The 24,839-nt window shown below is 45.7% G+C and carries 18 protein-coding genes and 5 pseudogenes; 22 read left to right on the forward strand and 1 reads right to left on the reverse strand.

Annotated features, from left to right (window positions below; translation table 11 throughout):
• From CF137_RS16360 to CF137_RS16380, 6 genes and pseudogenes are all read left to right on the forward strand, one after another.
• A pseudogene (locus CF137_RS16360) lies at positions 1 to 263 on the forward strand (IS5/IS1182 family transposase); the annotation flags it as partial.
• Positions 264 to 319: 56 nt separating this feature from the next.
• Positions 320 to 1,141: pseudogene (locus tag CF137_RS16365) on the forward strand (GDP-mannose 4,6-dehydratase); the annotation flags it as partial.
• Positions 1,142 to 1,325: 184 nt separating this feature from the next.
• A complete protein-coding gene (wecB, locus tag CF137_RS16370) occupies positions 1,326 to 2,450 on the forward strand; it encodes a non-hydrolyzing UDP-N-acetylglucosamine 2-epimerase (RefSeq protein WP_139720351.1) in 1,125 nt (374 codons plus the stop codon).
• Between the two features lie 56 nt (positions 2,451 to 2,506).
• Complete coding sequence (gene wecC, locus CF137_RS16375) at positions 2,507 to 3,775, forward strand: UDP-N-acetyl-D-mannosamine dehydrogenase (protein ID WP_139720353.1); 1,269 nt, start codon at positions 2,507 to 2,509, stop codon at positions 3,773 to 3,775.
• A 156-nt stretch (positions 3,776 to 3,931) separates the two neighbouring features.
• Positions 3,932 to 4,068, forward strand: a pseudogene (locus CF137_RS22475) (ISAs1 family transposase); the annotation flags it as partial.
• A gap of 43 nt (positions 4,069 to 4,111) precedes the next feature.
• Positions 4,112 to 4,866 (forward strand): annotated as a pseudogene (locus CF137_RS16380) (IS1595 family transposase); the annotation flags it as partial.
• An 11-nt stretch (positions 4,867 to 4,877) separates the two neighbouring features.
• On the opposite strand, the gene CF137_RS16385 reads toward CF137_RS16380, so the two are convergent.
• Positions 4,878 to 5,909: an IS630 family transposase gene (locus CF137_RS16385; protein ID WP_139720355.1), complete on the reverse strand. Its 1,032-nt coding sequence runs from the start codon at positions 5,907 to 5,909 to the stop codon at positions 4,878 to 4,880.
• Between the two features lie 168 nt (positions 5,910 to 6,077).
• Between CF137_RS16385 and CF137_RS22295 the strand changes: the two are divergent.
• The 16 genes and pseudogenes from CF137_RS22295 to CF137_RS16460 form a co-directional block, all read left to right on the forward strand.
• Positions 6,078 to 6,208, forward strand: a pseudogene (locus CF137_RS22295) (ISAs1 family transposase); the annotation flags it as partial.
• Positions 6,209 to 6,659: 451 nt separating this feature from the next.
• Complete coding sequence (locus CF137_RS16390; protein WP_139720357.1) at positions 6,660 to 7,865, forward strand: O-antigen ligase family protein; 1,206 nt, start codon at positions 6,660 to 6,662, stop codon at positions 7,863 to 7,865.
• Positions 7,866 to 9,032, forward strand: a complete 1,167-nt coding sequence (locus tag CF137_RS16395) for a hypothetical protein (protein ID WP_139720358.1) — start codon at positions 7,866 to 7,868, stop codon at positions 9,030 to 9,032.
• Entirely contained in the window at positions 9,016 to 10,152 is a 1,137-nt protein-coding gene (locus CF137_RS16400; RefSeq protein WP_139720360.1) for an N-acetyl sugar amidotransferase, read from the forward strand. Before CF137_RS16395 ends, CF137_RS16400 begins: the two co-directional genes overlap by 17 nt.
• A complete protein-coding gene (gene hisH, locus CF137_RS16405) occupies positions 10,149 to 10,769 on the forward strand; it encodes an imidazole glycerol phosphate synthase subunit HisH (RefSeq protein WP_139720362.1) in 621 nt (206 codons plus the stop codon). Before CF137_RS16400 ends, hisH begins: the two co-directional genes overlap by 4 nt.
• Positions 10,770 to 10,771: 2 nt before the next feature.
• Positions 10,772 to 11,563 carry an AglZ/HisF2 family acetamidino modification protein gene (locus tag CF137_RS16410; RefSeq protein ID WP_139720364.1) on the forward strand — a complete coding sequence of 264 codons (792 nt, stop codon included), beginning with the start codon at positions 10,772 to 10,774 and terminating at the stop codon, positions 11,561 to 11,563.
• A 9-nt stretch (positions 11,564 to 11,572) separates the two neighbouring features.
• Complete coding sequence (locus tag CF137_RS16415; RefSeq protein ID WP_139720366.1) at positions 11,573 to 13,714, forward strand: bi-domain-containing oxidoreductase; 2,142 nt, start codon at positions 11,573 to 11,575, stop codon at positions 13,712 to 13,714.
• Positions 13,711 to 15,525, forward strand: a complete 1,815-nt coding sequence (locus CF137_RS16420; protein WP_139720368.1) for an alginate lyase family protein — start codon at positions 13,711 to 13,713, stop codon at positions 15,523 to 15,525. Before CF137_RS16415 ends, CF137_RS16420 begins: the two co-directional genes overlap by 4 nt.
• The gene (locus tag CF137_RS16425; protein WP_139720370.1) at positions 15,522 to 16,766 is read left to right on the forward strand and encodes a glycosyltransferase family 4 protein; all 1,245 of its coding nucleotides are present in this window, start codon (positions 15,522 to 15,524) and stop codon (positions 16,764 to 16,766) included. Before CF137_RS16420 ends, CF137_RS16425 begins: the two co-directional genes overlap by 4 nt.
• Positions 16,750 to 17,346, forward strand: coding sequence for a sugar transferase (locus CF137_RS16430; RefSeq protein ID WP_139720372.1), 597 nt, complete (start codon positions 16,750 to 16,752; stop codon positions 17,344 to 17,346). The genes CF137_RS16425 and CF137_RS16430 overlap by 17 nt, the downstream gene beginning before the upstream one ends.
• Positions 17,336 to 17,980, forward strand: a complete 645-nt coding sequence (locus CF137_RS16435; protein WP_240038560.1) for an acetyltransferase — start codon at positions 17,336 to 17,338, stop codon at positions 17,978 to 17,980. The genes CF137_RS16430 and CF137_RS16435 overlap by 11 nt, the downstream gene beginning before the upstream one ends.
• A 28-nt stretch (positions 17,981 to 18,008) precedes the next feature.
• On the forward strand, positions 18,009 to 19,184 hold the full coding sequence (locus CF137_RS16440) for a DegT/DnrJ/EryC1/StrS family aminotransferase (protein ID WP_139720374.1): 1,176 nt from the start codon (positions 18,009 to 18,011) through the stop codon (positions 19,182 to 19,184).
• A gap of 59 nt (positions 19,185 to 19,243) precedes the next feature.
• Complete coding sequence (locus CF137_RS16445; RefSeq protein WP_139720377.1) at positions 19,244 to 21,205, forward strand: polysaccharide biosynthesis protein; 1,962 nt, start codon at positions 19,244 to 19,246, stop codon at positions 21,203 to 21,205.
• A 212-nt stretch (positions 21,206 to 21,417) separates the two neighbouring features.
• Positions 21,418 to 22,518: a dTDP-glucose 4,6-dehydratase gene (gene rfbB, locus CF137_RS16450; protein WP_139720385.1), complete on the forward strand. Its 1,101-nt coding sequence runs from the start codon at positions 21,418 to 21,420 to the stop codon at positions 22,516 to 22,518.
• The gene (gene rfbD / locus CF137_RS16455) at positions 22,518 to 23,405 is read left to right on the forward strand and encodes a dTDP-4-dehydrorhamnose reductase (RefSeq protein ID WP_139720379.1); all 888 of its coding nucleotides are present in this window, start codon (positions 22,518 to 22,520) and stop codon (positions 23,403 to 23,405) included. The genes rfbB and rfbD overlap by 1 nt, the downstream gene beginning before the upstream one ends.
• Before the next feature lie 157 nt (positions 23,406 to 23,562).
• Positions 23,563 to 24,839, forward strand: a 1,277-nt coding sequence (locus tag CF137_RS16460) for an IS4 family transposase (protein ID WP_139720381.1), incomplete at its 3' end; no start/stop codon positions are given.

Below are 24,839 nucleotides of genomic sequence, written 5' to 3' on the forward strand. Positions count from 1 at the left end.
TCCCACCTCGCAAGAACGCAGGGTTATGGAAAAAGGGACACCCGCGGAATGAGGCTGTACTGGTAATGCGAAAGGAAGGGTTAGCGCACTGGAAGAAGATATCGGGATATCACCGGCGCTCGCTGGCAGAGACGGCGATGTATCGGTTCAAGCAGTTGATGGCGGGGAAAATCAGCCTGCAGGTAGGGGAAGTGATGGCGTATGTAAGTGCGATGAACAAACTGAACACTCTTGGTCTGCCTGTCAGAAAGCCCCGAGTGTAGCGGTCACCAGGGGCTGGGGAAGTCATGACTTGCTGGCCGATTTGGACAACAACTCTGCGGATATTTGTAACCGCGCCGAGCTGGATCGGGTGTTTGCCCTGCAGCAGCCGGATGCAGTGATATATCTGGCCGCGGAGAGCCATGTTGACCGCTCCATTACGGTACTGCTGACTCTATCGAGACCAATGTTGTCGGCACTTATATGTTGCTGAAAGCGGCTCGCGCCCACTGGAACGGTCTGGACGAGGTGCGCAAGGCAGCCTTCCGCTTCCACCATATATCCACCGATGAGGTGTATGCGATCTGCCCCATCCGGATGAAGTGGATGTCGGTGAGCCATTGCCGCTCTTTACCGCAACAACCTCCTACGCACCCAGCCCCTATTCTGTCTCCAAGGCATCGAGCGACCATTTGGTACGTGCCTGACGCCGTACTTACGGCCTGTAGACAACCGTTACCAACTGTTCCAATAACTACGGCCCTGTCCACTTCCCCGAGAAGCTGATCCTGCTGGTGATGCTCAACGCGCTGCATGGCAAACCTCTGCCGGTCTATGGCAATGGCGACTAGATCCGTGACTTGCTCTATGTATGTGGAAGACCACGCCCGCGCACTCTACAAGGTGGTGACTACTGGCCTAGTTGGTACCTACAACATCGGCGGTCATAACGAGAAGCAGAAGCTGGATGTAGTGCATATCGTGTGTGATCTGCTTGACTAGATGGTGCCCAAGAGGGCTCTTACCGCGATCAAATCACCTATATGGTAGTAGATCTCACCGGCCACGATCGCTGCTATTCCATCGATGCCAGCAAGATGAGCTGTGAGCTTGCTTGATAGCTGGGGGGGTTGAGTCTGGTATTCGCAAAACAGTGCAGTAGTATCTGGATAACCAGCAGTGGGTAAGTAACGTCAAGAGTGGTGTCTACCTATCGGTGTATTGAACAGAATAAATATAAATGTAATTGATAAAATACGAACGATTAAACGATTAAACGATTAAACGATTAAACGATTAAACGATTAAACGATAAAAATCCAGATTTTTGGAAAATCACAAGCATGAAGAAAATAAAAGTATTAACAGTATTTGGAACTCGGCCCGAAGCTATCAAAATGGCGCCATTAGTACATGCTTTGAGAGTAGATCCTCGTTTTGAGGCTAGGTGTTGTGTAACGGCACAACACCGTGAAATGCTGGATCAAGTGCTGGAGTTGTTCGGCATCACACCAGACTATGATCTAAACCTCATGAAAGCTGGTCAAACTCTTAATGAAGTCACTGCGCGAATTTTGTTAGAACTAAAACCCGTGTTACAAGAATTTAAACCAGATGTAATGCTCGTCCATGGCGATACTGCCACGACCTTCGCCGCTAGCCTAGCTGCTTATTATGAGCAAATTGCCGTTGGCCACGTAGAAGCCGGCCTTCGCACCGGCAATATTTATTCACCATGGCCAGAAGAGGCTAACCGTAAGCTCACAGGAGCGTTGACTCAATACCACTTTGCCCCCACTGAGATCTCTAAGCAAAATTTACTTCAAGAAAACTACTCTGAAGAGAATATTTTCGTCACGGGGAACACTGTGATTGATGCGTTGTTAATGGTGAAAGAAAAAATTGAACAAGATGTTGACCTCAAAACAACCTTAGCCGCTCAGTTCCCTTACTTAAATGAAAGTAGAAAGCTGATCTTAGTGACTGGCCATCGCCGTGAAAGCTTTGGTGGCGGATTTGAGCGTATTTGTGAAGCACTTGCGCAAACAGCGAAACAGCACCCAGATGTACAAATACTGTACCCAATGCACTTAAACCCTAATGTGCGTGAACCAGTTAATCGTTTATTAGGTGGTATGGAGAACGTGCTCCTGATTGAGCCGCAGCAGTATCTTCCCTTTATCTATTTAATGGATCGCGCGTATATCATTCTCACCGACTCTGGCGGTATCCAAGAAGAAGCGCCCTCGCTCGGTAAACCTGTACTTGTAATGCGTGATACCACAGAGCGCCCTGAAGCCATTTCCGCAGGAACAGTTAAATTGGTGGGGACTGATGTAGAAAAAATCGTTTCCAATATTAACACCTTACTGACCCATAGCGAAGCCTATCAAGCAATGAGCTTTTCTTATAACCCATACGGTGATGGAAAAGCGTGTCAGAGAATTCTAGAGTCTCTCTGCAAATAGCTTTTAAAGTATCACCTAAAACCTAATTTAAAAACTTATCTTTGGGACGCATAAAAATGTCTTTTGAAATAATTTCAGTGATCGGTTTAGGCTATATTGGTTTACCGACTGCAGCGATGTTCGCCTCGTGTAAAAGGAAAGTGATCGGAGTGGATGTCAACCAACACGCGGTTGATACAATAAACCAAGGTAAAATTCATATTGTCGAGCCAGATCTCGATATGATGGTTCATGCTGCCGTTACTGGGGGCTATTTAAAAGCGACCACAACACCTGAAGCGGCAGATGCCTTTCTGATTGCAGTGCCGACGCCATTTTTACCTTGTGCAGAGAGCGAGATTCCTGCGCCGGATCTCTCCTACATCGAAGCAGCTAGTAAAGCGATTGCCCCTGTGTTGAAAAAAGGTGACTTGGTGATTCTAGAATCCACCTCGCCAGTAGGTGCAACAGAACAAATGGCCGCTTGGCTTGCTGAAGTGCGCTCTGATCTTACCTTTCCACAAACACATGGTGAACAGGCTGATGTGAATGTTGCTCATTGCCCAGAGCGCGTATTACCTGGCCATGTCGTGCGTGAGCTGGTTGAAAATGATCGAGTAATCGGTGGCTTGACGGCCAAATGTTCCGCGCGTGCGGTTGAGCTATACAAAACCTTTGTTCAAGGTGAATGCGTGATCACCAATGCACGTACTGCAGAAATGGCAAAATTGACCGAGAACAGCTCGCGCGATGTACAAATCGCCTTTGCTAATGAGCTGTCTATTATCTGTGACAAGTTAGACATCAACGTTTGGGAATTGATCGCGCTAGCTAACCGCCATCCTCGTGTCAATATTCTTCAACCTGGCCCTGGTGTAGGTGGTCACTGTATTGCTGTGGACCCTTGGTTCATCGTTTCAAAAACGCCGGCTGAAGCGAAACTTATTCACACAGCAAGACAAGTGAACGATAGTAAGCCCGGTTGGGTTGTTGATAAAATTAAGATGGCAATTGCAGATTTCCTGCAAGAGAATACGGATAAGACGGCAAAAGATATTGTAATCGCATGCTACGGTTTAGCATTTAAACCTGATATCGATGATTTACGTGAAAGCCCTGCAATTGCAATAACGGAATATATTTCAACTATGCATGCAGGTCATCTCATTGTTGTAGAACCAAACATAAAAAAACTTCCAGCTAAGTTAAAGCATCTGGAGTTAATGAGTTTTGATTCAGCTTCTCAATATGCGGATATCCATGTTTTATTAGTTGATCATAGGTCGTTTAAAAAAGTGAAGGTCATAGATGGAATTGTCATTGATACCAAAGGTATTTGGATATAGAACTAACGTAGTTTGAATATGTGATTATTTGTATGGTAGCGCTCCCTATTCGTAGGGGGCATAGGGCAAGATCGTGGGCGTTTTTTGAGCAGGTGAAGTGTGATTGATCGGCAGATTGGCTTGTGATCTTATGCTCTCTTTTACGAAAGTGTCGTCGTGAATCATCATGCCGCCTTTGTTCAATTTTCAGCCGATATCGCAGACCCCTTGCCAGGCGACAAAGGTAGGCCTTCCCATTCTTTAATGTACTGTATCTAACCGTTTGTGCTGTCATTGCAGGCGCAGACGGTTGGATGTCGAGATGCTTGGAGAGGCTCACCTTGAATAGCTTCAACTTGTCGCCTGAAAAGGCGGCCACGTGTGTGGCAATGCAATCACTGCCGTCACCAGATGTCATTGACTGGAAACACGATTTTCGCAAACACCAAGCTCCCACTGACCAAGTGGTTTCTGGCAATGCACCTGTTGTCACAAACCAAAACAGACTTGTCAGCGATGGAGCTAAAGCGCCAGTTGGGCGTCAAATATGACACCGCTTGGATGCTCAAGCACAAGTTGCTGCAAGCCATGAAAAGAGTGCGATGACAAGCAGCCCATCAGCGGCATCATTCAGCTCGATGATGTCTACTGGGGTGGCGAGCGCCGTGGTGGCAAACGGGGTCGGGGCGCGGCAGGCAAGACGCCGTTTGTGGCTGCGGCGGCCCTGAACTAAGGAAGGGCATCCAATCAAGATGCGGATAACGGTGGTCGATGGTTTCAAAACCAAGTCCATTGTAGATTGGGCCAAACGGCATGTTGCCAGTGGTAGCGCGGTGATATCTGACGGATTGGCCTGCTTCAGGGCGGTCAAGGAGGCCAATTGTGAGCACCTGGGTATCTTCACTGGAGGCAACCTGGATTGGCTGGAACATCCGGCATTTAACTGGGTAAACACGATGATAGGAAATGTGAAAAACTCGCTGCGGGGGAGTTGCCATACGCTCGGAGCGAAGCATTTACCAAGGTATCTTGCGTAATACTGCTTCCGGTTTAATCACCGTTTTGACCTTAGGAGCATATTGGTTGAATTAGGGCATGCGCTAAATAACTGATCCCAATAGTGCTACACCTTCGCTGTGCCATAGCCATTCCCCGGGAAAGGAGACACGGTATCCATGAAGTGTTTCACTCGGGCCAGCAGGTTGGCCATCCCTCTGCATTTATGATTGCGCGTGATGGTTTCATGTAACTTGTGCCACAGCCGTTCGATGTGATTAACCCAAGGACTGTAAACCGGCTGGAATACCAGGCAGAACTTGGGGTTCTTCTTCAACCATCGCTCGGTCTGTTTGCTTTTGTGAATGATGTAGTTATCGAGGATCAGCGTGATGGTTTTGGCTCGTCGGTAGTGGTGACGCAGCTTTTCCAGCATGGCGATAAACAGGGATGAGTTTTTCTTTATCCCGCTGACGTAAAGCACTCTTCCGTTACCTGCATGGAGAACGCCTGCCAGGTAATACTTTGCATTCTGCCCCGGTGTGACAACTCGCTTTTGCTGCGCTCTGAACATCCAGTCGGCCCCTAATTTTGGATTGAGGTCTATATCGACTTCATCCTCATAAAACACCGGATTATCGGCATCACAACGGGCCAGCGCAGCGTCTATATCCGCCATTTTCTCCTGATAGGCCGGGTCTTTTATCCGCAAGGTCGGCACGGGCCTGTGCCAGACAATGCCCATACGAGGTAGCCATCGACGAAGTGTGGAGGCTGCCACATTGAGCCCTGTTAACCGATTGATTTTGATAGCTAATAGTTCGGTACACCAGCGGCTGCGCTGATAACCAAAATCTTGTGGAGAAAACTGCATGAGCAGCACCAGTAAGGTGACCATCTTGGCGATAGGTAAAACTGGGGCACGGCCAGCCGGTAAGGCTTCTAGCGCATCTATGCCTTCATCTCGATACCACCGAAGCCAACGACCGATGGTCGAGCGCGCAGCGCCGGTAAGGTGATGAACATTGGTGACCGTACGTCCTTCATGTAACAGCAAGATGGCCATCAAGCGACGAGCATGTCCTTTATCACGGGTGGCATGGATGATTTTGTGAATGCGGCGGCGCTGTGGCCGTGGTAGGGGTGGTAGGATAGGCATCAACTCAGTCCTTTGGGTGTGGCTTTTTTGTTTGGCGACTAATGAGATCGCACAAACTGGACTGAGTTCCCTTCCTCCTGTGATCTACTATTCGGAACAGCTATTTAGTAGCAAGCCCTCCGATGCCATATCGGCTCTTGAAGCTGGCTGAGGTTCATGGGTAATCAGGTTCCAGAATTGTTGGCTTTGTTCGACGTGAAAGGATATATGGTATCTATCGATGCGACGGGTTGCATCGTCATTGTCAACAGTGGGGTGACTTCTTACTGGCTGTGAAAGGCAATCAGCCCACTATCCATCAAGTTGATCCGCGATAATGACATCATTCACAAAAGTAAGCAGGCCGAACTATGGTTGAAAAGTTCTGACTTGTATTCCAGCCGATCTAAGGCCCTTGAGTGAATCATATATAACGGCTGTTGTACAAGTACCATGAAATGATCACGCGTAATCATCAATGCAGAGGAATAGCCAATCAATGGACTCAATTGAAATGCATCATGGATGCCATGTTTCCTTTCCCTGGGAATGGCTATGGAGCAGTGAAGGTGTTTCACCATGAGGATAAATTATTTAGCAAGCGCCCAGCATAAGGTACTGAACACGTTACGCGGAAAGCCACTCTACGAAAGAAACAGCAATTTTCGGGTACGAGCAGCAGCCTCGAAAAGGGATTAGCAGCAGGGCTGGCAAAACTTGTAAAAATATAACAATTGCTTCACGCTATCGCTCTGGTAGGATCGCATTAACATGAGATATGCTTCAACTTTAAGTTTGTCATTAATAAAGTTCACGTTATATATAATTATCCCGGCCCTATTGTTAGCTCATGGGATAATATGGCATCATTATAATATTTCTAGTCCTGAAATTATTTATGCTATGAAACTAGCCTATGTCTTAGTATTGGTTGGTATGCTATGGCATATTGATTTAAAGTGTACCGTTAGATTTAGTTTAATTGATAAATACATTTTTTTTGGATTTACGGTTATATTGCTTTCATCTCTAATTGCACCGCTCCTCTCAGAAGTAGGTACCTTAAGGTACACTATATCTGATTTTATTGGGTTTGCCTTAATTCCAATATACTATGTTGCGGCTATAAACTTCATATTCCATAAATCCATTGGTATAGATGAATTTATAATCATAGTTATCAACGCAACATTTTTTTCATCATTGTCAGTACTTTTTATGTATATATATACCGGTGGTGAAAAAGTGAGTATTCCACCAGAGCTTCATTTTGGTGGCGCATTAGCCACAGCATATCTGATTTTTAATTTTAATATAATGCGTTTTCCAACTCTTATTAAAATTATTATAATAATGGCTGCTTGTGTATTTTCCTTACAAAGAATAAATATTATTGTATTAGTTATACCAATAATATTATTTGTTTTCATGAACTTTTTTAACGCAAAGAAAATATTGGCGATAATTTTCTTTGTCATATTAACATCCTTCTCTTTTTACCTTGTAAATGGCGATGCTCTTGTTAATGTTATTTCTAGCTTTTCATTTGATTTATCTGATTCTTCGCTAAACTTCCATAATTCATCTGCAAATCAGAGGTTAATTGAAATATCTCTAATTTTAAGAGAGTTGTCATCTTATGATTGGTATACTTATCTTATCGGAAAAGGTTTTGGGGCTGAGTATCATAATTATATGAATGCGGTGTCACATTATGATGAGGTAATGCACCACGCCCATTCATCCCCGTTCTTAATTATGTTAAGAAATGGTATTTTAGGTGTGGCGTTTATTTTTACCATACCTGTTTTTTTTATTTCTCGATTAACCAATAAAAATATAATTGCAATTGTTATATCGGGACTTATAAGTACATATGTTGCTCTTTTAGTTGACCAGTATATATATTGGGGGGCGCTCTTTGCAATTAGTTTGGCTTTGTGTTCATCAGTATTTAAAATGACAAAGGTTCGATGAATGAAAATCCAAATAATGATGTTTAAAACTTATGTTTTAAATTTATTGCAAGTGATAAGTATGGGGTTGTTTAATATTCTCGTTCCTTTCTTTGTTGGATTTGATAGTTATGGTTATTATGTCAGTGTCTTTGCTATCCCCGGTTTTGTTGTAGCGTTATTAGAAACTAGATTGCTAGTTAATAAAGATGATAGCGTAAACGCTGTATATATTATTGTTTTTTTTGTTATGTCATTATGCGTCAATGGTATTGTTCTTGGTTATGAACAGAGTGTATTTACAGGGCTTATATATATTACTCTAGTTTGCAGGTGTCTTATTTATGTATCAATAGTTAGGCTCCCCAGTGCTGACTTTAATGAAATATATTTCAAGTCTGAATTTATTTCTATTTGTTGTTTTGTTCTTATGTTCTTATGTTCATATTTTTTTGTAAATGATATTGACAAAATATATTTGGTTTTTATTTTTTTCTTTTCATTGAATATGTCGTTTTCACTAGTGGGGTACCTTTTTTTAAGGGGGGTAAACAAAGAAAAACCTAATGTTAATCGTATTATTTCGATTAATTATACTATCCAAAGTGCTTCTTTTGACGTTAGGAAAATTACAAAAATATTCAATTATAGGTTGTTTGAAGATTATATTTTTACATTTAGCCCATTGCTTCTCTCATTGAGTGGTGGTAATCAGTTGGCGGGGGTGTATAAGTTTCATACATCAATGCTTAAGTTGGGAATTAAATTTTATCCTGTTCGATATGAAACGTTTTTTGATTTTATTGGTTTTATCCATAAAGATAATATCAAGAAGGTTTTATATATAAATATTTTAATTTCACTTTTTATATTTGGTGGTATGTTATTTTTTCTGGTTTTAACTGATTTTTTTAAAATTGGTGGTATAAGTTTACATTATGGTTTTCTATCAATGTTAGTTATGTGTCCATTTTTTGCGTTTGTGATTGCAGCATTTCCTGCTGAGGTTGACAAAGATGATGGAATCGTCATTCTGCAAATTGCAACCATAAGTATTCTATTGATATTTTCTCAACTATATTATGGCTTATACGGGTTTCTAATTTCATTGTTTATATTTTTTTATTTTATTCTGTTTTACTTAAAGTTATCAAAAACTATAAGAGGTAAAAATGAACATAAAGCATAAAGTTTGTTCCAATTGCGTTATGGACACAACCGACTCAAAAATTGTGTTTGATACAAATGGCGTATGTGACCATTGCTTAGACTTTGAACAAAATGTAAAGCCAAGATGGCACACCGACGAGCGTGGCGAAGCTGAACTGAATAAAGTTATAGCCAAAATCAAGGAAGATGGTAAAGACCGTGATTTCGATTGCATTATTGGTATGAGTGGTGGTGCCGATAGCTCTTATTTGTTGCATGTGGCGGTAAAAAAATATGGCTTACGGCCACTAGTATTCCATGTTGACGGTGGCTGGAATTCGCAAATCGCGGTTAATAATATTAACGTGATGATTGAAAAGCTGGGACTTGATCTTTACACAGAGGTTATTAACTGGGAAGAGATGAAAGCGTTCCAGTTAGCCTACTTTCGTGCTGGAGTGTCTAATATTGATGTGCCGCAAGACCACGCTTTTGTTGCTACCTTATACAATTTTGCAGCAAAATATAAGATTAAGTACATTTTAAATGGCGGTAATATTTCTACGGAAGTTGTGCGCAACCCACTAGAGTGGCTGTATTATGGCACTGATATGAAGCAGATCCGTGCTATTCGTAATCTTTATTGTGATAATGCGCTGAAATCGTACCCATTCAGTAGTGTATTGCGTCATAAGTTTTATCTGCGTTATATCCAAAAAGTGCAGGTTGTTAAGCCGCTTAACTACTTCCCCTATATTAAAGAGCAGGCTATGCAAGTATTGGCCGATGAATACGGCTGGATACCTTATCCACAAAAGCACTTTGAAAGCCGTTTTACCAAGTTTTATGAAGGTTATTGGCTGCCGAAAAAGTTTGGCTACGATACCCGTAAAGTACAGTACTCAAGCCTGATTTTAACTGGCCAGATGACGCGTGGAGATGCGTTGGATAAATTGATAACACCAGCAATATCTGATGAAGATGCCAAGCATGATTTTGAGTATATTGCGACTAAACTAGATATCAGTGTTGAAGAACTACAAAAATATTTTGACCAGCCGAATAAAACATATAAAGATTATCCAAATCAGGAATCAATATTTAATCTTGGGGCCAAGGTACTTAAGTTTTTCGGTGTAGAGAGATCAATTAAACGATGATTACTATAGTTGACTATGGTCTTGGCAATATTAAGGCCTTTGCTAATGTTTATAAAAGGCTTAATATACCGACCTGTTACGCATCAACACCCGAGCAATTGCAGAAAGCTAGCAGAATTATTTTGCCTGGTGTTGGTGCTTTTGACCATGCAATGCACAAGCTTAATACATCAGGCTTGCGTGAAACTTTGGATAACTTAGTGTTAGAAAAAAAAGTACCGGTCATCGGAATTTGCGTAGGTATGCAAATGATGGCACACAGCAGTGAAGAGGGGATAAGTGCTGGGCTTGGCTGGATTAACGGATCGGTGAAGCGTTTTAGTTTTCAAGGCGAGCTGGAAACAATAAATCATCCATTACCACACATGGGATGGAATGATATTTCTCCTGTTAAAGTATCACCACTAGTAGCTCATTTTGATGAGCATAAAAGGTTTTATTTTTTGCACTCCTATTACTTTGAATGTGTTAACCATACAGATGTTGTTGCGACAGCAAATTATGGATTCGATTATGCTTGCATTGTTAATCATGAAAATGTGTATGGTATTCAGTGTCACCCAGAAAAAAGTCACCACAATGGTGTTTCATTGCTAAAGAATTTTTCGGAGTTGTAATTATGCTGTCTCCAAGAATTATTCCAGTGTTGCTAGTGCATGAAAAAGGATTGGTAAAAACAGTTAAGTTTAAGGATCCAAAATATGTGGGCGATCCTATCAACGCAGTTAAAATATTCAATGAGAAAGAAGCTGATGAATTAATTGTTATTGATATTGATGCATCAATAAATGGGATAGAGCCTGATTACAAACTGATAGAGAAGTTAGCAACTGAATGCCGCATGCCTCTATGCTATGGTGGGGGCATAAAAACAGTAGAGCAGGCCCAGCGTATATTATGGCTTGGTGTTGAAAAGGTGGCCTTGAGCTCAGTAGTGTTTAAAAAACCAGAGTTAATAACAGAACTTGCAGAGCGTGTCGGTCGACAAAGTGTTGTAGTCGTTCTTGATGTCAAGAAGCGCTTGTTCGGTGCAAAATATGACTGTTACTCACTGAACGGTAAGGTTAATCAAAAAGTTTGCGCCTTTGAGTTTGCCCAAAAAGTGGAAGCTTTAGGTGCAGGCGAGATTGTTATCAACTCTATTGATAATGATGGTGTGATGAAAGGTTACGATATTGACCTTATCACAAAGATTAAAAGTCTGGTGAGCGTCCCTGTTACTGCCGTTGGAGGTGCAGGAAGTTATGATGATATTAAAACCTTGGTGCGAAATCATCCTATTATCGGTGCGGCCGCCGGCAGTGCCTTTGTATTTAAAGGTAAATATAAAGCTGTACTGATTAACTACCCTACAGTAGTTGAAAAACTCAATATATTGTCAGTAACATCTGATATAACGAAAATGGATTGATTAATTTTTATGAAACAAATATTGCAAGATATGGCAAAAGGTGGTTCAAATTTAGTGGAAGCTCCTGCGCCTAAAGCCAGCGTTGGTAGTGTATTAATTGATACTAGTATTACTCTCATTTCGGCAGGTACTGAGCGTATGCTGGTTGATTTTGGTAAAGCGAGTTTATTTGATAAGGCTTGTCAGCAACCTGACAAAGTAAAAATGGTTTTGGAAAAGGTCCAAACCGACGGACTGATGACCACTTTAGAAGCGGTACAGTCTAAGTTGGCACAGCCGTTACCTTTGGGTTATTGTAACGTTGGTGTTGTTAATACTGTTGGTAAGGGCGTTAGCGGTTTTAAAGAGGGCGACCGTGTCGTATCTAATGGTCCTCATGCTGATGTTGTTCGTGTACCTAAAAACTTGTGCGCTTTAATTCCTGACAATGTAACCGATGAAGAAGCATCCTTTACGGTCGTCGCGAGCATTGGTTTACAAGGTATTCGTTTAGCTAAACCAACGCTGGGCGAAGCGTTTGCTGTGACCGGTGTTGGTTTAATTGGTCTATTAACCGTTCAATTGCTTCGTGCCCAAGGTTGTCGTGTACTGGCTATTGATTATGATGAGGCTAAGCTTGAGCTTGCTAAGCAATTTGGTGCGCAAGTTTGTAACCTAGGCAAAGGCGAAGATCCCGTTGCAGCCGGTATGGCATTTAGCCGTGGAAATGGTGTTGACGGAGTAATTATCACAGCTTCGACAAAGTCAATCGATCCGGTGACACAAGCAGCTCGGATGAGCCGTAAGCGCGGTCGAATTATCCTTGTTGGTGTTGCTGGGCTAGAGCTCAATCGTGCGGATTTCTACGAAAAAGAATTAACTTTCCAAGTATCTTGCTCTTATGGGCCAGGTCGCTACGATGCTAATTATGAAGCAAAAGGCCATGATTACCCTTATGCTTTTGTTCGCTGGACAGAACAACGTAACTTTGAAGCTATCTTAGATATGATTGCCTCTGGGCAAGTCGATGTTAAACCGCTGATTACGCATAGATTCAAATTTGAACAGGCAGCCGAAGCGTATGGGCTATTAACGTCCGATAAATCAGCCTTAGGTATTCTCCTGCAATACGAAAGTGATGTGAACTCACGCCATCAGTGCTCATTAACACTTGATGCAGAAGCCATTTTCGAGGCATCTAGACCTGTTGTTGGGTTTGTTGGAGCTGGTAACTACGCTTCTCGCATGTTGATCCCCGCGTTTAAAGCGGGCGGCGCTCAATTACATTCTATAGCCACTTCTGGTGGTATTAATGGTGTGACCCATGGTACGAAAGCAGGTTTTGCGAAAACGACCACAGATACAAGTGCAATGATGTCTGATCCAGAAATCAATACAGTGGCAATTGTAACACGCCATAATAGCCATGCACGTTTTGTCCGCGAAGCACTTAATGCTGGGAAGAATGTATTTGTTGAAAAGCCACTTGCCATAACATTCGAAGAGCTTGCTGAAGTGGAGGCGGCCTATTATTCAAAAGCTTCTACTTCTTCCGCGCCTAAATTAATGGTCGGATTCAATCGACGTTTTTCACCTCAAATACAAAAAATGAAAGCACTTCTTTCCTCAGTGAAAGAGCCAAAAAGCTTTATAATGACAATGAATGCGGGAGCAATTCCAGCTGATCATTGGACACAAGATAATGAAGTTGGTGGTGGTCGTATTATTGGTGAGGCGTGTCATTTCATTGATCTAATGCGATTCCTTGCAGATTCCGATATTGTTTCAGTACAGTGCCGCAGAATGGGTGATGTCGATGGTGTTGATATCAAAGAAGATAAAGCTGCGATAATTCTTGGTTTTGCAGATGGCTCCTTTGGCACTATTCATTATTTTGCAAACGGGGCAGCAAACTTTCCTAAAGAACGTGTTGAGGTGTTTGCCGCGGGACGGGTACTGCAACTTGATAACTTCCGCAAGCTGAAAGCATATGGCTGGCCAGGCTTTAGTAAAATGAATCTTTGGAAGCAAGATAAAGGCCAAATAGGTTGTGCCGCTGCATTCCTTAATTCGATTGAAACTGGCAAAGAGTCTCCAATTCCAGCACGAGAGCTCTTTGAAGTGGCTAAGGTTACGATTGAAATTGCAGAGCAACTACGTAAGCAACAATGAATTTCAAACTAAAAGTTCGGACTGCAATAAAACTCGGATTGGTCAATATGTGCCGAGCCGCTGTTTATCAGATCGGAGTGCGCAGTGGTTTAAATCCAGTGAGGAGGCTTACTCAGGTTCCGATATCGGGGCCTTGGTTCCGCTCTGTATTCATTTCAGTTCAGCGTGATCCTGAGAAGGTGTACCAATTTTCTCCTTTTGGTTGGTTATCTGAGTTGCCAGCCAGTGAGTTAAGCTGGAACAAGAGTGTCCTCACTGGGCAAAGTTATTCTGCCATGGATAAACCTTGGTTTCTTTTGTCTGACTTTGATTCTAACGTCGGTGATATTAAGGGTGTTTGGGAAGCATCTAGGTTTGATTGGGCATTGGGTTTAGCAAGAAACTATCTCTCAGGGAGAGAACAAGCACTTGATGAGCTTAATACAACAATTAAAGATTGGCTTGAGCATAATCCGCCTTATTTAGGTCCGAATTGGAAGTGCGGACAAGAAGCCTCAATACGGGTCATGCACTTAGCATTCACCGCTAAACTGCTGGATCAAGTCCATAAGCCTGAATCTGCACTTTTGGAATTGGTTAAAGCTCATTTAAAACGTATTTCTCCTACGATCTCTTATGCCGTTGCTCAAGATAATAACCATGGAACCTCTGAAGCGGCTGCTCTATTCATCGGGGGGAGTTGGCTTGTTTTCAATGGAGATAAAACCGCTACTCACTGGCAAAAAAAGGGGCGTAAGTGGTTAGAGAATCGCGCTAATCGCCTTATCGAGAATGATGGTAGTTTTAGTCAGTATTCGGCTACTTATCATAGGGTAATGCTTGATACTTATGTTATGGCTGAGTTATGGCGGCGTGAGTTGGAATTACCTAAGTTCAGTGAAAAAATGCACATAAAATTAAAAGCAGCAACCAATTGGTTGTATCAGATTATTCAAACTAGAGGTGGCGATGCGCCAAACTTAGGTGCAAACGATGGTGCTCGTTTATTGCAGTTAACCAGTACGGATTATCGTGATTTTCGACCATCAATACAGCTAGCATCAGTTGTTTTTCTTGGAGTGCTAGCATGGAAAGATAATAGTGAGTATGACAGACCACTTACGCTATTAGGCATAGATAGGCCAGAAAACGCACTGCCAAAACCATCATCTTTTCATTTTGAAAAAGGTGGTTATATAGGATTGCGAAACCAGTCTGGCGCATTTGCATTATTTAACTACCCACGTTTTTTCTTTCGTCCAAGCCAATGTGATGCACTTCATGTTGACTTTTGGCTTGATGATGTAAATGTTTTTCGCGATGGCGGCACATTCAGTTATAACGCGGGGAAAAATTTTATTGATTACTACGGCGGGACACAAAGTCATAACACTATCCAATTTGACGATCATGACCAAATGCCAAGAATTAGCCGTTTTTTGCTAGGTTGTTGGTTAAAAGCCAAAAACATCAACTTTGATGAGCGTGGATTAACTGCTCAAGCGGGCTATCGAGATTACTTGGGATGTGAACATCAAAGAAAGGTTTCTCTTACGGAAAAATCTTTGACGATAATCGATCAGGTTCAAGGCTTTAAAAATAAAGCAGTCCTTCGCTGGCGACTGAGCCCAGATAATTGGCGGGTTAAAGGGCAAAAGGTATCTAACGGTAATCATAGTATCATTATCGCAAGTGACGTAAAAATTGACCGTTTAGAGATCATAGAAGGCAGAGAGTCTCGCTATTATTATCAAGAACGTACTATCCCTGTTCTTGAGGTGGAGATTTCAACAAATGGAAAAATTACAACAGAGTATCAATTTCAATCATGAATATTCTTTATTTTCACCAACACTTTTCGACACCGAAAGGTTCTGCTGGAATTCGTTCTTATCAAATGGCTAGGCGTCTTATACATCATGGTCATAAAGTTACCATGGTATGTGGATCTTATGGTGGCGGAGAAACTGGACTCGATTCAACGTTTGTGTCAGGTAAGCGTGAAGGATTGGTTGATGGTATTCGTATCATCGAATTTGATTTGGCATATTCTAACTCAGATGGCTTTCTTAAAAGAGGCATGACTTTTGTTAAATTTGCACTGAAAAGTATCGGCTTGGTGTTTACGGAAAAATACGATGTGTTGTTTGCAACAACAACGCCATTAACCGCTGGTGCTCCAGGAATTTTCGCTCGCTGGCTTCGTGGCAAACCATTCGTATTTGAAGTGCGCGATTTATGGCCTGAGTTACCAAAAGAAATGGGGGTAATTAAAAGCCCTGTCATTTTGGGTTTGATGTCTCTATTAGAGTGGGCTTCTTACCAAAGTGCACATCGTTGCATTGGCCTTTCTCCTGGTATTGTTGAAGGCATCAAAAAAAGAGGCGTGGATGAAAATAAAGTATCGATGATTCCGAATGGGTGTGACTTATCTATTTTTAGCAAACCAAGTGAGCCGTGGCGACCAAAGGGTGTAACGGAACAAGATCTCATGGCTATTTTTACGGGCACCCATGGAATGGCAAACGGCTTGGATGCGGTTCTAAAGGTTGCAACTGAGCTGCAAAGTCGTGGTAGGGACGATATTAAACTTGTTTTGGTTGGTCAAGGTAAATTAAAATCTCAATTGGAGTCGAGAGCCCAAGAGTTACAACTGAAGAATGTCATTTTTCACTCTCCAATCAACAAATACAAGTTAGCTGGACTCATGGCAAGCGCAGATATCGGTATGCAAGTATTGGCTAATATCCCCGCTTTTTACTACGGCACATCACCGAACAAGTTTTTTGACTATATTGCTGCGGGACTTCCCGTTATTAATAACTATCCAGGTTGGTTGGCTGTAATGATAGAGGAGCATCAGTGTGGGTTTGCCGTTGAGCCAGAAAATGCAAAAGCGTTTGCAGATGCATTGGAGCAAGCGGCCGATAACAGGGAAATACTGGTTAAAATGGGCTTCAGAGCGAAAGAGCTGGCGGATGCCCAATTTAATCGTAATCAGTTGGCGGACAAATGGGTTGAATGGGTAACAAACAGGGCAAACCCGGGGGAGAAAAATGAAAAGGCTGTTTGATATCTTAGTTTCACTCTCCATGCTTATCCTGTTTTCGCCGATGATTGCTTTGGTAGCGTGGAAAATACATAAGAATCTTGGCTCGCCTGTTTTTTTTCGGCAAATTCGACCTGGTTTAAATGGCAAACCTTTTGAAATGGTGAAATTTCGCACCATGAAAGATGCTACGGATGTGCAGGGTAATATTTTGCCAGATGCTAAGCGAATGACTCTTTTTGGCAATAAGCTGCGTAGCAGTAGTTTGGATGAATTACCTGAGTTGTGGAACGTATTAAAAGGTGACATGTCCTTGGTTGGGCCAAGACCTCTGTTGATGCAATATTTGCCGCTTTACAGCAAAGTGCAGGCTCGCCGCCATGAGGTGCGCCCTGGTGTTACTGGTTGGGCACAAATCAATGGTCGTAATGCAATTAGCTGGGAAGATAAATTCAAACTTGATGTATGGTATGTGGATAATCGCTCGTTTTGGTTGGACTTTAAGATTTTGCTATTCACGGTCAGAAAGGTTTTAATTAAGGATGGGATCAGTGCAGAGGGTCATGTCACTATAGAACCTTTTCGAGGGAGCCATGAAAAATAAGGCTTTTCGCATGGATAAATGTGCCATCTTGGGAGCGAGCGGTCATGGTAAAGTGCTTGCTGAGCTGGCGGAGCTAAATGGTTTTAACGAGATCATTTTTTTTGATGATCACTTTCCTGAATTAACACAACTTGCGCATTGGCAAGTCAAGGGCTGCACTGCTGATTTATTGACCTTAGTGCAAGAGTTTGATTTAGTGGTTGTGGCGATTGGCCATAATTCAACTAGGCTGCAAAAGTTGAGGTTATTGCAACAAACAGGTGCGAAGCTTGACCCATTGGTTCACCCCCATGCAACAGTGAGTAGTTATGCCCAGTTGGGCGAAGGAACTGTGGTGATGGCTAATGCAGTGATCAATGCGTTTGCTGTTGTTGGGATTGGTTGCATTATTAATACCAGTGCAACAGTTGATCACGATTGTATGTTAGCTGATGGTGTTCATGTCAGTCCTGGAGCTCATTTAGCTGGTGGGGTTTTTGTGGGTGAACAGAGTTGGATTGGCATTGGTTCACAAATCAAACAATTGATCCGCATCGGCAATCAAGTGGTAGTTGGTGCTGGCGCGACTGTCATTCGTGATATTCCAGATTTTCAAACCGTGGCAGGAACGCCTGCTGTGGTAATTTCTCATTGACTTGTATTTTAGTTGTAAGGACGACATCGTGCTAAATACTGTTTTTTCCCCGTGGCCCTCTTTTACCCAAGAAGAGGCGGATGCTGTAACCCAGGTGATTTTATCCAATAAGGTGAATTATTGGACTGGCAATGAGTGCCGTGAGTTTGAAAAAGAATTTGCTGCGTGGGCCGATAGTGATTATGCGATTGGGCTCGCCAATGGCACCCTGGCTTTAGATGTTGCCCTTAAGGTATTTGGCGTTGGGGCTGGGGATGATGTGATCGTTACCCCGCGCACCTTTTTGGCTTCGGCTTCCGCAATTGTTACTGCCGGCGCCAATCCTGTTTTTGCTGATGTTGATCTTAACAGTCAAAACATTACTGCTGAGTCAATCGCAAAGGTGCTTACCCCAAAAACCAAGGCCGTGATTGTCGTACATCTGGCGGGGATGCCTGCGGATATGGACCCGATAATGGAACTGGCTGCAGTGCATAACTTTTATGTGATAGAAGATTGTGCTCAAGCGCACGGTGCCAAATATAAAGGGCGCAGTGTCGGCTCGATCGGTCATGTTGGGGCTTGGAGCTTCTGTCAGGATAAAATTATGACCACCGGCGGTGAGGGTGGCATGGTGACTACGAATGACAAAGTGCTGTGGCAAGCCATGTGGTCTTATAAAGATCACGGCAAAAGTTACGAGTCGGTTTATCACAAGCAACATGCGCCGGGTTTTCGCTGGGTACACGACAGTTTTGGCACTAACTGGCGCATGATGGAAATGCAGGCTGTGATTGGCCGTATTCAACTTAAAAGAATGGCGGATTGGACAGCCAAGCGTATTGCCAATGCCGCTCAGTTAGATGCCGTGGCGGCCAATTATCCGCTGCTGCGGTTGGTTGACGTGCCGGCCGATTTCATTCACGCCGAATACAAGCACTACTTCTTCGTCAATGAGGACTATTTGGCAGAAGGTTGGAGTCGTGATCGGATTATTGATGAAGTTGTGGCACGCGGCGTGCCTTGCTATCAAGGCAGTTGTTCCGAGGTTTACTTGGAAAAAGCCTTTGAAAATACGCCATGGCGGCCACAACAACGTTTGTCACATGCCAAGTTATTGGGAGAAACCAGTTTAATGATGCTGGTGCACCCAACCTTGAGCGCTGATGAAATGTTGCGTAGTTGCCAAGCATTGGCTGCAGTGTTGGCATTAGCAAGTCGTTGATTTTTTTTACTGGCGATGAGTTCTAATAACATCGCCTTTTTACAAAGCACGGTGAATTTATGTTAACGACTTTTATTGGTATGCCGCGATTATATAAACGGATTATTAGTGTCTTCGTTGACTTAACGTTGCTAACGCTGGGTTTTTGGGGTGGCTATTGGGTGCGGCTGGATGCCAATATTCCATTGCAGAGTGTGCTGCACTGGCAAATGCTGATGTTGTTGCTGCCGATCACCATCGTAATTTTTATGCGGTTAGGGCTGTATCGCGCGGTATTACGCTATGTCGGCTTCAAGGTATTGTGGACGGTGTCACTCGGCGTGCTCCTTTCCACCATGTCTTTGGTCATGCTGGCGTTTTTTATGGAAGTTCCACTACCCAGAACTGTATCGGTTATCTATTTTGCTTTTTCAGTGTTGCTGGTCGGAGGAGTGCGGCTTTTTTTCCGGGCGCTGGTACAGCGCAGTGGTCAGCAACGGGTTGCGGTGCTGATTTATGGTGCTGGTTCTTCGGGGCGGCAATTACAACTGGCCTTGAATCAAGGGCAGGAGTATCTGCCGGTAGCGTTTGTCGATGATGATCTCGTTTTGGTTAAAACTGTGATCCAGGGGGTGAACGTTTACAGCACTGATGCTATCGAGGCGTTGGTTGAGCGCTTTGATATTAAAAAAATCTTGCTGGCTATGCCTAGTGCTTCACGTAGTGTCAGGCAAGCGGTGATCAATCGATTGGAGCAGTGCCCATGTGAGGTTCTCTCTATCCCCGGTATGGCAGATCTGGTTGAGGGGAATGCTCATATCGATGAACTTAAAGAAGTCAGTATTGAGGATTTGTTGGGGCGTGATGCGGTTGCCCCTATCCCTGAGCTGATCAACGCCAATATATCTGGCAAGCGAGTGATGGTGACGGGGGCGGGCGGTTCTATCGGCTCTGAATTGTGTCGACAGATCATCCGTTGTAAGCCCTCGAAACTGGTGTTGTTTGAGCTGTCTGAATATGGCTTGTATGCCATAGATAAAGAGTTGCAAGAAATCAGCCAGCAAGAAGGGTTGCAGGTTGAGATAGTGCCATTGCTGGGGTCGGTGCAGCGGCAGCATCGTTTACAAGCGGTGATGAGCACCTTCCAGATCCAGACGGTTTACCATGCTGCGGCTTACAAGCATGTCCCCTTGGTTGAATACAACGTGGTTGAGGGGGTGCGCAATAACGTGTTTGGTACCCTTTATTGCGCACAGGCAGCCATCAGGGCCAAGGTTGAAACCTTTGTGTTGATTTCGACTGATAAAGCCGTACGCCCCACTAACACCATGGGCACTACTAAACGATTGGCCGAACTGGTGTTGCAATCGTTGGCAGCGGCGCAGCAGCAAACCCGTTTTTGCATGGTGCGCTTTGGTAATGTGTTGGGCTCTTCTGGTTCTGTTGTACCGCTGTTTCGCAGGCAGATCCGCGATGGTGGCCCGCTGACCTTGACCCACCCCGACATCATTCGTTATTTCATGACCATTCCTGAGGCGTCGCAATTGGTGATCCAGGCTGGTGCAATGGGGCAGGGTGGGGATGTGTTTGTGTTGGACATGGGCGAGCCGGTCAAGATCATTGATTTGGCACACCGGATGATCCGCTTGAGTGGTCTTAAGCTCAAGAGCGACAAGCACCCCACTGGCGATATTGAAGTGAAGATCACTGGCTTGCGTCCTGGCGAGAAGCTGTTTGAAGAGCTGCTAATTGGCGAGCAGGTTGAAGGCACTGCCCATCCCCGGATCATGAAAGCCTCTGAGTTAATGCTGCAATGGTCACAATTGCGGGTATTTCTAGCCGAACTGGATAGCGCGTGTTTCCGCTTTGATCATGAGCAAATCCGTAGCCTGCTGTTAAGTATGCCGACCGGCTTTAATCCCACCGACGGGATCTGTGATTTGGTGTGGCAGGCAAAAAACACTTTGCCGCATGAACCGTGCTTGAGTGTGGTCGAGGATATTGATTTTCTTAATTCAGAGAGTCATCAGCCAATGCATTAAGCGACTTGTTTTATTGCATGCCCTGTGGTTTCCCATGAATGGCTGGTTAGATAGATGAACAGAGGGGCGACATGTCGATCATCAATGACCAGTTTGGGCCGAGGGTATCCTATGCTCCCATCGGGGACAATGGTCTGTTAGGGGGGGCGCCTCCAACCATGTCTTGCCAATTGGCGTGCGCCTCATATAGCAGAGATTCTTGCCTAGATATGTTGAAAATTCTCGTGACCGGTGGCGCAGGCTTTATCGGCTCTGCCGTGGTGCGCCATATCATCCGTGATACCCAAGATTCAGTTATCAATCTGGATAAACTCACCTATGCTGGCAATCTAGAATCCTTGGCCAATGTATCGACCAGCGAACGTTATGCGTTTGAGCAAGTAAATATCTGTAATCGTGCCGAGTTGGATCGGGTGTTTGCCCTGCACCAGCCAGATGCCGTGATGCACCTGGCCGCCGAGAGCCATGTTGACCGCTCTATCACAGGCCCGGCTGACTTTATCGAAACCAATATCGTCGGCACCTATATGTTGTTGGAAGCGGCTCGCGCCTACTGGAACGGTCTTCATGATCCGCGCAAGGCGGCCTTCCGCTTCCACCACATCTCTACCGATGAGGTGTATGGCGATCTGCCCCATCCGGATGAAGTAGCTGCCGGTCATCCCTTGTGGAATAAGCCATTGCCGCTCTTTACCGAAACTACCCCCTACGCCCCCAGCAGCCCCTATTCCGCCTCCAAGGCCTCCAGCGACCATCTGGTGCGTGCCTGGCGCCGCACTTACGGTCTGCCGACCATCGTCACCAACTGTTCCAACAACTACGGGCCATATCACTTCCCCGAGAAGCTGATCCCGCTGGTGATCCTTAACGCACTGGATGGTAAATCGCTGCCGATATACGGTAAGGGCGACCAGATCCGTGACTGGCTCTATGTGGAAGATCACGCGCGTGCGCTCTACAAGGTGGTGACTACGGGCTTGGTGGGCGAGACCTACAACATCGGCGGTCATAACGAGAAACAGAATCTGGTGGTGGTACACACCATCTGCGATCTGCTGGACGAGATGGTGCCGAAGGCTGGCTCTTACCGCGAGCAAATCACCTATGTGGTGGATCGTCCCGGTCACGATCGCCGCTATGCCATCGATGCTAGCAAGATGAGTGCCGAGCTGGATTGGCAACCGCAAGAGACCTTTGAATCCGGGATTCGCAAAACCGTGCAGTGGTATCTGGATAACCAGCAGTGGGTCAACAACGTCAAGAGCGGTGCCTACCAATCCTGGATTGAGCAGAATTACGGGGAGCGTGCCTGATGCATATTCTGCTGTTTGGCAAAAACGGTCAGGTAGGCTGGGAGCTGCAACGAGCACTGGCCCCGCTGGGCCGCATCACTGCCGTAGATTTTGACTCCACTGACTATTGCGGTGATTTCAGTAATCCGGCTGGGGTGGCCGAAACGGTACGACTAGTCAAGCCGGACGTGATTGTCAATGCCGCAGCCCACACCGCAGTCGACAAGGCGGAGAGCGAGCGAGAGTTTGCCGAGCTGCTCAACGCGACCAGCGTGGCGGCTATCGCCAAAGAAGCGGAAGCATTGGGTGCTTGGCTGGTGCATTACTCCACCGACTATGTGTTCGATGGCAGCGGTAAGCGCCCCTGGGTGGAAACCGATGCGACTGCTCCGCTCAACGTCTACGGCGAAACCAAGCTGGCGGGTGAGCAAGGCGCATCCCTCTGCTCCCGTCATCTGATCTTCCGTACCAGCTGGGTTTACGCCGCTCGGGGTGCCAACTTTGCCAAGACCATGCTGCGCTTTGGCAAAGAGCGTAGCGAGATGTCAGTCATCAATGACCAGTTCGGCGCCCCGACCGGTGCCGAATTGCTGGCTGATTGTACCGCCCATGCGATCCGCGTGGCGCAGAGCAAACCCGAGGTCGCCGGGCTGTATCATCTGATTGCCTCCGGCACCACCACCTGGTTTGACTACGCCCAGCTGGTGTTTGCTAAAGCCAGAGAGGCCGGGGTTGAACTGGCTGTGACACAACTCCATGCGGTGCCGACCAGTGCTTTCCCGACCCCGGCCAAACGCCCCCATAACTCCCGCCTTGATACCGGCAAATTTCAGCGCACCTTCGATCTGGTGCTGCCGGACTGGACCGTCGGTGTGGAGCGGATGTTGACCGAGATCCTCGGCAAGTAAATCACTGGCTAGGGATGCAGTGACTGCATCCCTGGCTGGCAGGGATAAAACTTAAAAGGTGTGGCCGCAAGCCTAATGCCGATCAGTTAAGGATCCATTGACCGATCCTGCTAATGTGTAAAAATCCGAAACCTGTTGATTTGGTTTCGGTTTTTTTATGCGTATCGACCAGGATCTCGATTTCCTCAACGCCAGCAATGCTGCCCAGTTTGAGTCACTCTCTGACCTCATTCCTCCCGAGCTCATCATGACGCTGCTCGGCGAAGAGGGCGTCGCTACCCTGCGCCGTCGCCGTATGCCCATGGAGCGTCTGGTCTGGGCCATCATCGGCATGGCCATATTCCGCCACGTCCCCATGACCCAGCTGGTCAATCAGCTTGATATCCTCTTGCCCGGTGAGCGCCCCTTTGTCGCCCCCAGTGCCTTCCTGCAAGCTCGCCAAAAGCTTGGCCACAAGAGCATTGAGCGGCTGTTTCACGAGACCGCCGTAGGCTGGCACCAGCAGGCCAATCACCCCGGCTGGGCCGGGCTGCAACTGCTCGCCGTCGATGGCGTGATGTGGCGCACGCCTGATACCCCGGACAATGCCGCCGCGTTTGCCAAGCCCGGCACCCAGCATGGGGAGACCGCTTATCCGCAGGTGCGCATGCTCTGCCAGATGGAGCTGACCAGTCATCTGCTTGTTCAGGCGGTCATGGAGAGCTGCGCCGTTAACGAGATGGTGTTGGCCGAACAGCTTGTCGCATGCACGCCGGACCACTCGCTGACCCTATTCGACAAGGGGTTTTACTCCCTCGGACTGCTCCACGCCGGGCAAACCGCTGGCAGCGAACGGCACTGGCTGCTGCCACTCAAAAAGGGCACGCAATACGAGATGGTGCGCAAGCTGGGGCGTCAGGATGCCCTGGTGCGTCTCAAACCCAGCCCACAGGCGAAGAAGAAGTGGCCGCAACTGCCAGAGACGCTAGAAGCCCGCTTGCTGACTCGCACCATCAACGGCAAAGAGCGGCAGGTGCTGACCTCAATGGTCGACCCGATACGCTTCCCGGGTGCCGACATCGTCGACTTGTATGGTCATCGTTGGGAAATCGAGTTGGGCTATCGGGAGATGAAGCACAGCCTGCAACAGCACCGGCTGACCCTGCGCAGCAAGAAGGCGGCGGGGATACGGCAAGAGCTATGGGGCGTGTTGTTGGCGTACAACCTGCTGCGTAGCCAGATGGTGAAGATGGCGGCGAGTCTAAAGGGATACACGGCGAGTCAGCTGAGCTTTCACATGGCATCGGTGTACCTCATCCATGAACTGAGTTGCATGCCGTACATGTCCCCGGAAAATATCCCGAAGCGGGTGGCGGCGCTGGAGCAGCAGGCGGGGCAGTTTGTGCTGCCGGCACGAAGGGAACGAAGTTACCCCGGTAATCCCCCCGAAAACCT

The organism is Aeromonas sobria, assembly GCF_006243315.1.
In the GTDB taxonomy this organism is placed as follows: Bacteria; Pseudomonadota; Gammaproteobacteria; order Enterobacterales; family Aeromonadaceae; genus Aeromonas; species Aeromonas sobria_A.

Coding starts and splice junctions, on each gene's coding strand:
- CF137_RS16425 (WP_139720370.1), top strand. CDS start 15,522: ATGAATATTCTTTATTTTCACCAACACTTTTCGACACCGAAAGGTTCT.
- CF137_RS16390 (WP_139720357.1), top strand. CDS start 6,660: ATGAGATATGCTTCAACTTTAAGTTTGTCATTAATAAAGTTCACGTTA.
- wecC (WP_139720353.1), top strand. CDS start 2,507: ATGTCTTTTGAAATAATTTCAGTGATCGGTTTAGGCTATATTGGTTTA.
- hisH (WP_139720362.1), top strand. CDS start 10,149: ATGATTACTATAGTTGACTATGGTCTTGGCAATATTAAGGCCTTTGCT.
- CF137_RS16385 (WP_139720355.1), bottom strand. CDS start 5,909: ATGCCTATCCTACCACCCCTACCACGGCCACAGCGCCGCCGCATTCAC.
- CF137_RS16435 (WP_240038560.1), top strand. CDS start 17,336: ATGAAAAATAAGGCTTTTCGCATGGATAAATGTGCCATCTTGGGAGCG.
- CF137_RS16420 (WP_139720368.1), top strand. CDS start 13,711: ATGAATTTCAAACTAAAAGTTCGGACTGCAATAAAACTCGGATTGGTC.
- CF137_RS16445 (WP_139720377.1), top strand. CDS start 19,244: ATGTTAACGACTTTTATTGGTATGCCGCGATTATATAAACGGATTATT.
- CF137_RS16410 (WP_139720364.1), top strand. CDS start 10,772: ATGCTGTCTCCAAGAATTATTCCAGTGTTGCTAGTGCATGAAAAAGGA.
- CF137_RS16395 (WP_139720358.1), top strand. CDS start 7,866: ATGAAAATCCAAATAATGATGTTTAAAACTTATGTTTTAAATTTATTG.
- wecB (WP_139720351.1), top strand. CDS start 1,326: ATGAAGAAAATAAAAGTATTAACAGTATTTGGAACTCGGCCCGAAGCT.
- CF137_RS16430 (WP_139720372.1), top strand. CDS start 16,750: ATGAAAAGGCTGTTTGATATCTTAGTTTCACTCTCCATGCTTATCCTG.
- CF137_RS16415 (WP_139720366.1), top strand. CDS start 11,573: ATGAAACAAATATTGCAAGATATGGCAAAAGGTGGTTCAAATTTAGTG.
- rfbD (WP_139720379.1), top strand. CDS start 22,518: ATGCATATTCTGCTGTTTGGCAAAAACGGTCAGGTAGGCTGGGAGCTG.
- CF137_RS16400 (WP_139720360.1), top strand. CDS start 9,016: ATGAACATAAAGCATAAAGTTTGTTCCAATTGCGTTATGGACACAACC.